Annotated in this window: 9 protein-coding genes; 6 read left to right on the forward strand and 3 right to left on the reverse strand. The window is 44.1% G+C overall.

What is annotated here, in order from left to right:
* Positions 1 to 58 precede the first annotated feature (58 nt).
* Both HOP38_RS07060 and HOP38_RS07065 read right to left on the reverse strand, forming a co-directional pair.
* Entirely contained in the window at positions 59 to 1,552 is a 1,494-nt protein-coding gene (locus HOP38_RS07060) for a sugar ABC transporter ATP-binding protein (protein WP_006070656.1), read from the reverse strand.
* Between the two features lie 63 nt (positions 1,553 to 1,615).
* Complete coding sequence (locus HOP38_RS07065) at positions 1,616 to 2,623, reverse strand: sugar ABC transporter substrate-binding protein (RefSeq protein WP_006070657.1); 1,008 nt, start codon at positions 2,621 to 2,623, stop codon at positions 1,616 to 1,618.
* Between the two features lie 527 nt (positions 2,624 to 3,150).
* On the opposite strand from HOP38_RS07065, the gene HOP38_RS07070 reads away from it, so the two are divergent.
* The 5 genes from HOP38_RS07070 (at position 3,151) to HOP38_RS07090 (ending at position 11,048) form a co-directional block, all read left to right on the forward strand.
* Positions 3,151 to 5,058, forward strand: coding sequence for a bifunctional 5-dehydro-2-deoxygluconokinase/5-dehydro-2-deoxyphosphogluconate aldolase (locus HOP38_RS07070; protein WP_198557734.1), 1,908 nt, complete (start codon positions 3,151 to 3,153; stop codon positions 5,056 to 5,058).
* Positions 5,059 to 5,131: 73 nt separating this feature from the next.
* Positions 5,132 to 6,643: a CoA-acylating methylmalonate-semialdehyde dehydrogenase gene (locus HOP38_RS07075; protein ID WP_198557735.1), complete on the forward strand. Its 1,512-nt coding sequence runs from the start codon at positions 5,132 to 5,134 to the stop codon at positions 6,641 to 6,643.
* Positions 6,644 to 7,180: 537 nt separating this feature from the next.
* Positions 7,181 to 8,413: a DUF819 family protein gene (locus tag HOP38_RS07080; RefSeq protein WP_006070660.1), complete on the forward strand. Its 1,233-nt coding sequence runs from the start codon at positions 7,181 to 7,183 to the stop codon at positions 8,411 to 8,413.
* A gap of 227 nt (positions 8,414 to 8,640) precedes the next feature.
* A complete protein-coding gene (locus tag HOP38_RS07085; RefSeq protein ID WP_031496908.1) occupies positions 8,641 to 9,756 on the forward strand; it encodes a phosphoserine transaminase in 1,116 nt (371 codons plus the stop codon).
* A gap of 122 nt (positions 9,757 to 9,878) precedes the next feature.
* Positions 9,879 to 11,048: a phosphoglycerate dehydrogenase gene (locus HOP38_RS07090; RefSeq protein WP_124941075.1), complete on the forward strand. Its 1,170-nt coding sequence runs from the start codon at positions 9,879 to 9,881 to the stop codon at positions 11,046 to 11,048.
* Between the two features lie 25 nt (positions 11,049 to 11,073).
* Here HOP38_RS07090 and HOP38_RS07095 read toward each other — a convergent pair whose 3' ends face one another.
* Positions 11,074 to 12,495 (reverse strand): DUF3131 domain-containing protein, encoded by a 1,422-nt coding sequence (locus tag HOP38_RS07095; RefSeq protein WP_198557736.1) that lies wholly within the window; start codon positions 12,493 to 12,495, stop codon positions 11,074 to 11,076.
* Positions 12,496 to 12,723: 228 nt separating this feature from the next.
* Between HOP38_RS07095 and HOP38_RS07100 the strand changes: the two genes are divergently transcribed.
* Positions 12,724 to 13,356 carry a YdcF family protein gene (locus tag HOP38_RS07100; protein ID WP_198557737.1) on the forward strand — a complete coding sequence of 211 codons (633 nt, stop codon included), beginning with the start codon at positions 12,724 to 12,726 and terminating at the stop codon, positions 13,354 to 13,356.
* The last annotated feature ends 54 nt before the right edge of the window (positions 13,357 to 13,410 follow it).

Genomic DNA, 13,410 nt, shown 5'->3' on the forward strand with positions numbered 1-13,410 from the left:
GGCCTCAAGTCCTAGTTTGAAAGACTCGTGGTGTTTTAAATTGGGGGTGTCTCAATGTTTAATTGAGTGCCATCGACATGATTTTCTGTTGCGTCGCATCAGGGCCGTCGATAAGACCTTTGAGTTTGCCTTCATGCATAACTAAGATGCGGTCGCTCATTCCCATGACTTCTGGAAGTTCTGATGAGATCATGACCAAGCTTTTACCCATGCCGGTTAGCAGACGCATTAGCTTATAGATTTCTGACTTCGCTCCAACGTCGATTCCTCTTGTGGGTTCGTCTAGGAATAAGATGTCAGGTTTAGTCAGCATCCAGCGAGCCAACAATACTTTTTGTTGATTACCGCCGCTCAGATTGTCGATCATTTCGTACATTCCCGGCGTTTTTACTTTTAGCTTTTCACAGTGGGTTTGGCTGTCTTGCTTCATCTTTCTCACATCGAGCACGTTGACGACTTTGTTTCGGTAGGCGTCCAAATGAGCAATAGAGGTGTTGGCGAAAATATCGAGCATCAGATAAAGCCCTGAATGTCGTCGATCTTCGGTTAGGAATGCCATTTTGTGTCGGATAGCATCTTGTGGTGTGTTAATTTCGACGTAATCACCATTGATTCGAATAGTGCCTGCGTCTTTTTGCCTAACGCCGAAAAGCGTTTCAATTAACTCGGTTCTACCTGCGCCTACTAGACCCGCGATACCAAGAATTTCTCCTTCGTGTAATTTGAAGTTGATATCGCTGAATGCGCCTTCAACGGTGAGGTTTTCAACCTCCAAGCGAGTTTTACCCGGTTTGGCGGTTGGGGGAGGGAATACTTCTCCCAAATCTCGACCTACCATCATCTGTACCAATTCGTCATTGTTGGTAAGCTTCGCTTCGCGCTCGCCGACAAAACAGCCGTCACGAAAGACAGTAATATCGTCACAGATCCTGAATATCTCATCCATCTTGTGACTGATGTAAACAATCGCACAACCACGAGACTTCAGCATTTCGATGATTTCGAACAGATGGTCAACTTCTTTATCCGTGAGTGCGGAAGTTGGTTCATCCATAATGATGATCTCTGATTGATAGGAGATAGCTTTCGCAATCTCCACCATTTGCATAGTTGCGACGGTCAGTTCACTCATTGGAGTTTTGGGGTCGAGTTTTAAGTCCAATTTACTTAATAACTCTGTGGTGTCACTGTACATCTTGGCGTGGTCTACAAGGCGTAGTGGCCCTTTTAGCGGTTCTCTACCCAGCCAGATATTTTCTGCGATGCTTCGATGCAGGATAGGAGATAGCTCTTGGTGTATCATTGAAATACCCGCTTCTAACGCTTCTTTGGCGCCTTGAAACTCAACATTTTCTCCCTTGTAGCGAATGGTACCGCTGTCTCTTTGGTAAATACCAAACATCACTTTCATTAGGGTTGATTTACCCGCACCATTTTCACCCATCAACGCCATAACTCGGCCTTGTTTCAAAGTGAGCTGCACATTATCGAGCGCTTTTACACCAGGAAAGGTTTTGGTGATTCCACGCATTTCTAGTAAGACTTGGCTCATACTATTACTACTCCGAAAAAAGCTCCGTATTCTAAAGAGGGGGAGAACACGGAGCGTGGGTGGTTAACCTTTTTGCTTCGCTTCGAATGCTGCTAAATTACTTTGAGTCACAAGCTCAGCGGGGATCCAAGTGACCTGTTGATGTTTTTTGCCTTTAACAGCATCTACCGCAGCATCGATAGCACCTCGTGCTTGGCCCGCGCCATCTTGGAATACAGTAGCGCTTAGGGCTCCATCTTTTACCGCAACCAAACCATCAGGTGTTGCGTCAACGCCAACGACTAAGGTGTCATCAAGCTTGCCTGCTGCGCGCAATGCTTGAATTGCTCCTAGAGCCATGTCGTCATTGTTTGCAACGATGACATCAAGCTTGTCTCCTGAATTGAGCCAGTTTTCCATAACCGTCATGCCTTGTGAGCGCTGCCATAGACCGGTTTGTTTTCTGACAACGTGGAAGTTTGGATTTTTAGACAAGTAGTCTTCGACACCTTTAGTGCGCATGATTGCGGCTTCATGAGTCAGCATACCCATAAGAATGGCAACATTACCGCCGTCGACTGAATCTGTGATGTATTGAGCTTGTGTTTCGCCAAATTTCAGCTCTTCAGAACCAACGTAGAACACACTATCGGGCAGATAGTCAGGTCGACGGTTCAGATAAACAAGTTGAATCCCTGCCTTGATGATTCGGTCTGTAAGAGGTTGCGTGGCATCAGTGTTAACTGGAACCAAAATAATGGCGTCCATTTGCTGAACGATGAAGTTCTCTACTTGGCCTAATTGCTTGGCTGCGTCTTCTTTGGCGTCCACAAATGTGAGTTCGACTTTGCCATCAAACTGCTTAGCGTATTTATCCATGGCATCTTTCATATAAACCATGAAGGTGTCATCGAAGTTTGGTATCGCTACTCCAATGCGTGTTACATCGTCTTTTTTCTCTTCCTGACCACAAGCGGTAAGAACAATAAGTCCAAGAACTAATAGCGTTCCTTTAAGCAGTGCTTTGGTGTTTGATGCGAGTATTAACATTCTGTCCAGCAACATAGTAATCCCTTGTTTCTTAGTTGGCATAAATGCCTCCTTGGTATCCATCACACTTATCTATCGACAAATATGAATATTTCATTTCGTTATTAGATGAAATCTGTAGAGCATTTATTCAGTATTCACTCTGACTTTTTACTAACGGTGGTAGCAAACTTGATTGAAAAATATTTTCTACTATCCGTTGGTTTTTAACTATAAGGTGATGTTCAAAATATCACCACTGTTAATGTGTCGTAATTGTTAAAAGTGTTATCTCGATCTCACTTGATTTTCTTGCCTATTGGTGGTTTTCTTTTTAAGTATATGTTTTAAAACGGAATAAATAATCTGTAACGTGTGTTTTTTAAAAGTTATAAATGGATCGAGGCATGGTGGGGTGATTTGATAAACGATCTCGGTTAAATGAAAAATAATTTTCGATTTCGATCGTTTTTTAGGTTTGTTGATTAGATTGGACATAAAAACTGGCGGCCGATCACGGTTTTTATCGATAATTCCAATTTATAATAAAATGAAATAAAAATTTCATTAATCTTGGAGGAGATGAGGTAATGAGGCAGAAGGATAAGAAGTTTGATGTGATTTGCATGGGCAGGGTGGCCGTCGATTTTTATGGTCAGCAAATTGGTTCACGGCTAGAAGACATGAGCAGCTTCTCGAAATACCTAGGTGGCTCATCTGGTAATGTCGCGTATGGCACAGCGAGACAAGGGTTAAAGTCGTCAATGCTGGCTCGTGTGGGCGATGAACATATGGGGCGATTTCTTCGTGAAGAGCTTGAAAGACTTGGTGTAGACACTAGTTTCTTAATTACTGATAAAGAACGTCTAACTGCCTTAGTCATATTGGGTATCAAAGATGAAGATACTTTCCCGCTGATCTTCTACCGTGACAACTGTGCCGATATGGCCATTACGTCTGACGATATAGACGAAGACTATATTGCGTCAGCACGCTGCCTCGCTATCACGGGCACGCATTTGTCGAATCCTAAGACCCGAGATGCCGTGCTTACTGCACTTCGCTATGCAAGAAAGCACGGCGTAAGAACTGCGTTGGATATCGATTATCGCCCGGTGCTTTGGGGATTAACTTCACTGGGCGATGGTGAGACTCGCTTTATTGAATCAGGAGTGGTCACTGAGCAATTACAAGAGGTGCTCGGCCTGTTCGATTTGATCGTCGGGACAGAAGAGGAGTTCCATATTGCAGGTGGTTCAACCGAGACGTTACAAGCACTTAATGGGGTGCGCAAAGTCACTGATGCGACATTGGTTTGCAAACGAGGTGCTTTAGGTTGCTCGGTCTACGATTCGCAAATTCCAGACCACCTTGATGGTGCAATTAACGCAACGGGTGTACGAGTTGATGTGCTTAATGTGCTCGGCGCTGGCGATGCCTTTATGTCTGGACTATTGCGAGGCTACCTCAATGATGAAAGCTGGCAACAAGCGTGTGATTATGCGAATGCTTGTGGAGCACTAGTTGTCTCTCGTCACGGTTGCGCTCCGGCGATGCCTTCGAAAGAGGAGTTGGACGATTACTTATCACGTGCAGAGCAAGTCCCAAGGCCAGACTTAGATACAAGATTGAATCACTTACATCGTGTGACTACTCGAGATAAAGAGTGGGACGACCTTTGCATACTTGCCTTTGACCATCGAATTCAATTGGAGCAAATGGCTCAAGATGTCGGTGCGTCATTGAGTCAGTTGCCCAAGCTCAAGAAGCTGATACTAGAAGCGTATTCAGAAACAGTGCGTGAGCAGGGGTTACAAGGCGGAGCCGGTTTGTTATGTGATAGTACTTATGGACAAGCTGCACTCAATGAAGCTACAGGTAAAGGTTGGTGGATTGGAAGACCAATCGAGCTGCCAGGCTCTCGTCCTTTGGAGCTTGAACATGGCAATATTGGTTCGCAACTTGTGTCTTGGCCTAAAGAACACATTGTGAAGTGCTTAGTCTTCTATCATCCTGACGATGCTCTTGAACTCAAAAAGCAACAAGAGCGCCTACTAAGTGATGTTTATCTTGCATGCTGCCAATCAGGGCATGAATTACTGATTGAAGTCATTCTGCCAAGCTCGATGCCTCAAGGTGATAACTATTATATCGAAACGATACAGCGACTCTATCAGTTAGGAATCAAACCGGATTGGTGGAAGTTGCCTCCTCTATTACCTGAAGGCTGGAGAGCGGTTGAAGATCTAGTGTCAAGCAATGACAGCCATTGCTATGGCGTTGTCTTACTTGGATTAGATGCCTCGAAAGAAGCGCTGGCTGAAGGGTTTAAACACGCTCAAGCCAGTAAGCTTGTTAAAGGGTTTGCTGTAGGGCGGACTATCTTTGGTGAGCCTTCGAAAGCGTGGCTTGCTAACCAATTAGATGACGACACATTCAAAGCGAATATAAAGGCGAACTATCTAACGCTTGTTTCAGCGTGGAAAAATCGAATGTAACTACATGCACTCAGGCCGAGTACATCGTAGTGATATTCGATGCCTGAGTATTTATTAGAATTGTGGAGATACTATGGAAACCATTCAGAACTATATCGCAGGGGCGATTGTTAACAGTGAAAGTGAGCGCTTTAGTGCGGTCTATAACCCTGCAACCGGAGAACAAACAAAACAAGTGGTATTGAGTTACGCTCATGAAGCTGAGCAAGCGGTTGAAGCGGCGAGTACAGCCTTTAAAGCTTGGTCTAAGACGTCACCGCTCAAACGTGCGCGAGTGATGTTTCAATTCAAGGCGTTACTTGAAGCGAATATGGATCGGATAGCACGCGCCATTTCAAATGAGCATGGCAAGGTTTACTCCGATGCGATAGGGGAGGTGACTCGTGGGCTAGAAGTGGTGGAGTTTGCCTGTGGTATCCCTCACCTACAGAAAGGTGAGCACTCAGCTAATGTCGGCACTGGCGTTGACAGTCACTCTTTGATGCAACCTCTCGGTGTTTGTGTTGGTATTACTCCGTTTAATTTCCCAGCCATGGTTCCAATGTGGATGTTTCCAGTTGCCATAGCGACGGGTAATACTTTTGTGTTGAAACCGTCTGAGAAAGATCCGTCAACGGCTTTGATTCTTGCTGAATTGTTAAAACAAGCGGGATTACCTGATGGTGTCTTTAATGTAGTTAATGGTGATAAAGAAGTTGTAGACGCCTTGCTTACGTCACCTAAAGTAGAGGCGGTTAGTTTTGTAGGTTCTACGCCAATCGCTGAATACATTTATGCCACAGCCTCTGCTCATGGGAAACGCTGCCAAGCCCTTGGCGGGGCGAAGAACCACTGCATCTTGATGCCAGATGCCGATATGGATATGGCGACCAACGCCATTATGGGGGCGGCATATGGTGCAGCAGGTGAGCGTTGTATGGCACTGTCCGTCGCAGTGGCAGTCGGCGATGAGACCGCAAACCGTTTGATTGAGAAGCTCACACAGCAAATTTCACAAATGAAAGTAGGCCCAGGTATTGTGGAGGGTACTGAAAACGATATGGGCCCGGTGATATCTGCGCTTCACAAACAAACCATTTGCGACTATATCACTAGCGGCGAAGAACAAGGTGCTGAAATTGTTGTTGATGGCCGCGACTTTACCGTTACGGGAAATGAAACAGGGTACTTTGTTGGCCCAACTCTGATTGATAACGTCACGCCAGAAATGACAGTGTATAAGGAAGAGATTTTTGGACCGGTGTTAGCCGTGGTTCGTGTCAGTGACTACGAAACGGCTTTATCATTAATCAATCAACATGAATATGGTAACGGGACCGCTATTTTCACTCGTGATGGGGAAACCGCACGTCAGTTTAGTGAGGATGTTCAAGCTGGCATGGTGGGTGTGAACGTGCCAATTCCTGTTCCAATGGCATTTCATAGTTTTGGAGGGTGGAAGCGTTCTATCTTTGGACCTTTAAACGTTCATGGAAATGATGGCGTACGTTTCTATACCAAGATGAAAACCGTGACTAGTCGTTGGCCTGCTAGTGTTCGATTAGAACAGCATACAAGCTCATTCTCAATGCCGACTATGGAATGACCTATACTCAATGTTAACGAGTAAACGAAAGAGGAGCTTTGCTCCTCTTTTTTTGGTTCAGTTGCGGCAAATAGTGCTGAAAATGTGATACATGGTGTAAAGTTTCGTGAAAATCACCGTTAAAATTCAACACTTTTATGTTCTCAAATGTGATTTGTATCAAATAACAATCAATAGATGTTTGTTTGATATTTGTACGATTTAACAATTTTTATGCGTCTAGTTGTATTGCGGAGTTGATGATTAGTGGTGAAGGAATTGTTGCCGAAATGATTACTGAACAACATAAAGTTCGTATTACAACTTGCTGATAATATAGCGTTTTTACTTAATTCTAGTGAATGGCTATACGCAATCGACAGACTCAAAACGCGTAGGCTAAACGATTTTTGGCAAAGATGAATTTCTATTTATTCATTTCGATTGGGTAAAAATTGTTAAAATTTGTGACAATAAAGAGATATATGTATAGTCTCTGGCCACTGACCAAATGTGTCCAAATGTTTCAATGGATGCAAGTTAAGGAGACTAACAATAATGATCACGAATGACGCAGTCATAATGGGCTTACTTGCTGCCATTCTTGGTGGGGTATTTATCACCGAGAGCAGCAAAAATCCTTTCTGGAGAAAATTCTACTCTTTTGTCCCAGGTCTGTTGCTGTGCTATTTCCTCCCGTCTTTACTTAATACAACGGGCATTATCGACGGTTCTGACTCTAAGCTATATTTTGTTGCTAGCCGATACTTACTGCCGGGCGCTTTGGTTCTGTTGATCGTTTCTGCAGATTTGAAGAAGATCTTCGGCTTAGGTTCGAAAGCGGTAATTATGTTCTTAACGGGTACATTGGGTATCATCATTGGTGGACCAGCCGCAATCGTAATTTTAGATTTTATCAATCCAGACCTCGTTTCTGGTGATGTATGGCGTGGCCTAACAACAGTTGCAGGTTCGTGGATTGGTGGCGGTGCTAACCAAGCTGCGATGAAAGAAGTGTTCGGTGTAGGCGACCAATTATTTTCTGCGATGATTACGGTTGACGTTATCTGTGCCAACATTTGGATGGCTATCTTGCTTATCATGGCTGGTCGTCAAAAGAAAATGGATGCATGGCTTAAAGCTGACACCTCTTCTATCGATGAACTAAAAGAAACCGTTGCGAAGTACGAAGAGGAAAACTCTCGTCCAATCACGACGACAGATATGATGAAAGTCGTGGCGATCGCCTTTGGCTTAACGGGTCTCGCACATTTTGGCTCTGATTTGATTGCTCCTTGGATCGCAACCAATGCGCCAGAGTTAGAGAAATACAGTCTGACGTCAGGATTCTTCTGGCTCATCGTTCTTGTTACGACATTTGCATTGATTGCTTCCATGTTCAAACCAGCGCGCACACTAGAACATGCTGGGGCTTCTAAAATCGGTTCAGCGTTTATCTATATTCTAGTGGCGACTATCGGTATGCAAATGGACGTGACTGCTATTCTAGATAATCCGGGCTACTTCTTTATCGGTATTACATGGCTGACGATTCACGCATTGCTGATGATCTTTGTGGCTAAGCTGATTCGTGCTCCGCTATTCTTTATGGCTGTAGGTAGCCAAGCCAACGTTGGTGGTGCAGCATCAGCGCCTGTTGTCGCCGCCGCCTTCCACCCATCATTAGCACCAGTAGGTATTTTGATGGCAGTACTTGGCTATGCGCTAGGGACGTACGGAGCTTACATCTGCGGTATCATCATGCAAGCTGCTGTTGGTGTTGTGGGATAAGAAACAAACAGTATCCCGTTCAAGGCAGTGCGTAAAAGCACTGCCTTTTTAATTTTGGGTTATCTCAAAAATCCAAAGCACTCTTTTGTTGTTTTTGCAGAGAAAACGGCTCATTTCACACAGTAAATACAAATATTTATTGTCGTTCAGCATAACCCTCTTGCCTTAGCGTCTGTTTTACGACAATGTGATGAATAGTTATTCAATATTCACAAGCAGGGAGGCTTATGAAACCTCAACTCAAACCGCAAAACCCTAACTTCTCTTCTGGACCATGTAGCAAGCGTCCGGGGTATGATCTCACTCAACTGGATGCTTCCACATTAGGTCGTAGTCACCGTTCATCTCTAGGTAAAGCCGTACTGGCTGAATCGATAGAAAAAACCAAAGCGATATTGGGTATCCCTGAAGACTATCGTGTTGGCATCGTTCCGGCATCCGATACTGGAGCTATGGAGATGGTGATGTGGTCGATGTTAGGTCATCGTCCAATCGATGTTTTCCATTGGGAGTCGTTTGGCTCAGGTTGGTTAGCGGACATCACCAAACAGTTGAAACTTGAACAAGTAAATAGTTATTTAGCTGATTATGGGTCGCTACCAGATCTAACACAGGCTAATCAGCATCACGATACCATCTTTACATGGAATGGCACGACCTCTGGAGTGAAAGTCCCGAATGGTGATTGGATTAGCGATGATAGAGAAGGGGTGACTATTTGTGATGCAACCTCCGCTGTGTTTGCGATGGCTATGCCTTGGGAAAAACTGGATGTGGTCACTTTCAGCTGGCAGAAGGTGTTAGGTGGAGAAGGGGCTCATGGGGTCATTGTTTTGAGCCCTAAAGCGGTCGAGCGATTAGAGACTTATACACCCCCGTGGCCATTGCCGAAGATTTTCCGCATGACAAAGGGTGGAAAGCTCATAGAAGGCATTTTCAAGGGTGCGACGATTAATACGCCCTCTATGTTATGCGTAGTGGACTATATTGATGCTCTAGATTGGGTGGCAGATATTGGCGGTGTAGGTGCGGCGATTGAGAAATCAGAATCCAACCTTGCTGTACTAACAAACTTCGTTGAATCACGAGAGTGGATACACTTCTTAGCTAAAGAACCAACACAACGTTCTAACACCAGTGTATGCCTCACGCTTGATGCATCGGAGCAGCAAGTTAAAGCGATGATTAAATTGTTGGATGATGAAGGTGTCGCGTTTGATATCGGCGCTTATCGGGACGCGCCAGCGGGACTCAGAATTTGGGCAGGGGCTACCGTTGAATCTAGCGACTTGGAAGCGTTACTGCCATGGCTAGATTGGGCTTATGCTGAAGTCACACAATAATTACAAAGCACCTGCTGGTCAGGTGCTTTGTTGTCTCTGGCACAACAGAAAAAAGCCAGCTTTGGGACAATAACAGTACGCTGATGAGTAGAAATGGAATTTCAACTTAAGGTGAAGCGACAATGAAGAAAATAAAGACCTACAACGCTATTTCGAATCAAGGATTGGATAAGTTTTCACGCGACAAATATGAAGTATGTAGTGAGTTTGGTGAGCCTGATGCAATTTTGCTTCGCAGTCATAAACTCCTTGATGAGTCCATTGCTTCAAGCGTTAAAGCCATTGCACGATGCGGAGCAGGGGTAAACAACATCCCGATCAAATCTTGCACGGAAAATGGAATTGTCGTGTTTAATACGCCGGGTGCTAATGCCAATGCAGTGAAAGAGTTGGTATTAACCGGGCTTTTGTTATCGGCAAGAGATGTCGTGGGTGGTATTCGTTACTCCCACACCCTCTCCGATATGACAGATGCCATGGCGATGGACAAGCTATTAGAGAAGGAAAAGAAGCGTTTTTCTGGCTCTGAAATCAAAGGCAAAACACTTGGTGTAATTGGTTTAGGCGCAATTGGTGCCTCTGTCGCTAACACCGCTATTGATCTTGGTATGAACGTGATTGGTTACGATTCAGCGCTGAGTGTTGAAGCGGCTTGGCGGTTATCAAGTCGTATTAAGCGAGCGGAGAATTTAGTGTCGGTGATTGCAAAATGTGATTTCGTGACCGTTCACGTTCCTGCACTGCCTTCAACTATAGGATTGATTAACCACGATTTATTGTCTTCAGCTAAACCAGGCATGGTGTTGCTGAATTTTGCTCGTAAAGAAATTGTCGATACAGACGCAGTAATAACCGCGCTCGAGAATCACCAAATTGATCAGTATGTGACTGACTTTCCAACGCCCTCTCTTATTGGGCGTGATGGCGTGATCCTCATGCCTCATATTGGCGCTTCGACGTCCGAAGCAGAGGAAAATTGCGCCATCATGGGGGCGGAGCAGCTCATTGATTTCTTGGAAAATGGCAACATTACTAATTCAGTTAACTTTCCTACGATTCGTTTAGAAAGGGCAGAGGGCTACCGAATTACGTTTGCTAACGATAATGTCCCTAGGGTCTTGGGTAGCGTATTGTCTCTGTTGGCTGATTTGAATATTAACGTGCTCGATATGCTGAATAAAAGCCGAGAGGAGGTCGCGTATACCATTCTCGATATTGAGCAAGAGCCTAACGATGAACTCCTTTCAGCTATCAGCAATGTAGAGCATGTGTTTAACGTAAGAACACTCTAGGTGACAACATTGGCGAACTTGCAGGCTATTTGGCGGAATTTGACTGCTCTAATGCATAAGGGTAGAGAGCATGATTACCAAGCGCTTTATACCATAGTGCTGTAAGCACAAGAGAGTTGGTATTGATGTTATAGGCGGTGTTAGTGCCGCCATTTTTATAACGACCAGTTGGGATACTTCGAGAGCTTAGACTGGTTTTAACAACCGTGTTGTAGAGTTGTTGTGAGAAATCGTCGGCATATAAAACACTTAGTCCGAATCCTATCTTTGAACTGAACGTCTGTGGGTTCTCGATCGGTTTACCCCCGGGGCTCACGCTCAGCCAAGGTTTGCCATAATAGTAAATATTGTTATAGGCAAACCAAGGACTTTTACTCATCGCGTCTTCAGCAAATACTTGAGGTTGTCCTAACTGTTTGGAACGTTTTTTATGCAGTTGGTAAAGTTGATCAAGTTGATTCCACCATACGTTCTTTGCCCCTATTTCTATGGCAGTTAGTACATAGGGATCAGTAGTGAAATAGGGGACGTTTCGATTATCCACATATACAGACATACCATCGACCGACACTTTTTCTACGTGCTGTTTGGTAAAGCTCTGCGCTAAGTTATAACCGAATAACTCAAACCCTTGTGCGGCGTATTGCAGATAGCCTAAGCGTCCTTCTTGTCGGTAGTGTTCTTTGTTTTTATATAGTTTGGTGCCATAAAGGGTACCTTTGTGAACTGCTGATGCCAGTTTCCAGTTTTTTTCTATGATGGCGACTTTACTAGCCAGTTCGGGCAGCATTTGTTCGGTGATGCGTAGCCAAATAAGTAATCGACCTATATCAAGCGCCGACCAACCATTGCCATTACTTTGGGTGTCGCTGTAACTGCCTGATGGTTTTCCATGTTTGGTGCTGTATTCCCTATTCGGGAGGGTATTTTTATACAAAGCTAGAGTAGCGAGAGTATCTAAAGTAAGACTAAGTTTATCTCTTACTTCTTCTCTGGAAATGAGTTGAAGTTCATAACTTGCTAGCGTTGCTGAAATTCCACTCGCAATGTCCCACATGGTCGCGTGATGATAGCCTTGTACGGAATCCCAGAACCCAGTTTCAGGATGATAATTTAAATCAAAGTAGTACATGGATTTTTTTGCAAGTAGCCAATCGTTGCGCGTTAAACGAGACAAATCTAGTTCAACAGTTTGACTTGAATTAGTTGGGGACAATGATGGTTTGTTAAGCTCAACATTTGAAGGGACATCAATTATCGTTTCGACAATAATTGGGGGAGCGAGCGCCCTTCTTTGGTATTCGATAGTGGAAGGTGCCTCAGAGGTATCACCCTGAGAGACGCCTCTTCCGCCATAAAAACTGGGTGCTTCTATTTCATCGGACGCAAAAGTGAGCACGGGAATGAAAGCAACGTAGAGAGCTAGCTTTGCCATCAACTTTTGCACTTATATTGCTCCCTTACTCTAGATTCCATGCTTAACTAAATGATAAGACATGAATAATGTTTTTCTAATCTAGTTTTTACGATACTTATCAGGAGGTTTTAAATTAGAAGTAATTTGTATAATAATTGAACGTTTTTCTGTTCTTTTTCGATAATTCTGTTACTATGTTCTGCGTCAAAGGACTCTTCAAAAGTCAACGGATAGGCGAGCTGAAATTAAGGTGCTCCTATGCGAAAATTCATCGACTTACTCACTCAATCTAACGCTTCTCTCGTTCGCCAGTCAGCCAGTATCTTGGCTAATTTTCTTAAATCTGAACAACTCGACTATCAGCTAGATACCGTTCAGAAACAAAGGCTTGCTCAGTATTTAGAAACTACAACGCTCGTTAGCGAAAACTTTGGTTCACCACTCAATGCACATAGCGTAGTGGCATTTTCTTTCGGTGATAGCGAAGATGTCAACAAACGACTTGCCAATGTAGCCACTGATTTGGTTCGTGAAAACGGATTTCTTGACGCGCATATACAACAAGAAGTAGCAGAGCACATTACGGCTTTGCCCAATGCACATGTAATTGCTGATGACAACTACCAAACCACGACTGACGTAGCAAGAAAAGCGTTAGATAAATCCGTGGGCCGTAACGTGATAGTGGTTGCGCAAGCATGGCACGCCAAACGATGTATAGAGACGTGTCAGGAAGTAGGTTTGAACGTGGTTGGATTAAGAACGGTAGACCGCTTTCCGAAAAATGACCCACAGCCATGGGTGAGAAATCCAATTAATTGGGTGTTAAAAGAAAGCCAAAGACAGTTTGTGACTGGACAAGAAATCAGCCGTCTTTTACAACTTGCTTAAACGATGTGAGCGTTACACTAAGGATTTGTTTCTAAAGAGAGTTTGATCATCAAA

The organism is Vibrio mediterranei (assembly GCF_013364395.1).
In the GTDB taxonomy this organism is placed as follows: domain Bacteria; phylum Pseudomonadota; class Gammaproteobacteria; order Enterobacterales; family Vibrionaceae; genus Vibrio; species Vibrio mediterranei.

What these genes read in the sequence shown, in the direction of transcription:
- HOP38_RS07085 (WP_031496908.1), top strand. Translation starts at nt 8,641, where the DNA reads ATGAAACCTCAACTCAAACCGCAAAACCCTAACTTCTCTTCTGGACCA.
- HOP38_RS07080 (WP_006070660.1), top strand. Translation starts at nt 7,181, where the DNA reads ATGATCACGAATGACGCAGTCATAATGGGCTTACTTGCTGCCATTCTT.
- HOP38_RS07075 (WP_198557735.1), top strand. Translation starts at nt 5,132, where the DNA reads ATGGAAACCATTCAGAACTATATCGCAGGGGCGATTGTTAACAGTGAA.
- HOP38_RS07060 (WP_006070656.1), bottom strand. Translation starts at nt 1,552, where the DNA reads ATGAGCCAAGTCTTACTAGAAATGCGTGGAATCACCAAAACCTTTCCT.
- HOP38_RS07090 (WP_124941075.1), top strand. Translation starts at nt 9,879, where the DNA reads ATGAAGAAAATAAAGACCTACAACGCTATTTCGAATCAAGGATTGGAT.
- HOP38_RS07100 (WP_198557737.1), top strand. Translation starts at nt 12,724, where the DNA reads ATGCGAAAATTCATCGACTTACTCACTCAATCTAACGCTTCTCTCGTT.
- HOP38_RS07070 (WP_198557734.1), top strand. Translation starts at nt 3,151, where the DNA reads ATGAGGCAGAAGGATAAGAAGTTTGATGTGATTTGCATGGGCAGGGTG.
- HOP38_RS07065 (WP_006070657.1), bottom strand. Translation starts at nt 2,623, where the DNA reads ATGCCAACTAAGAAACAAGGGATTACTATGTTGCTGGACAGAATGTTA.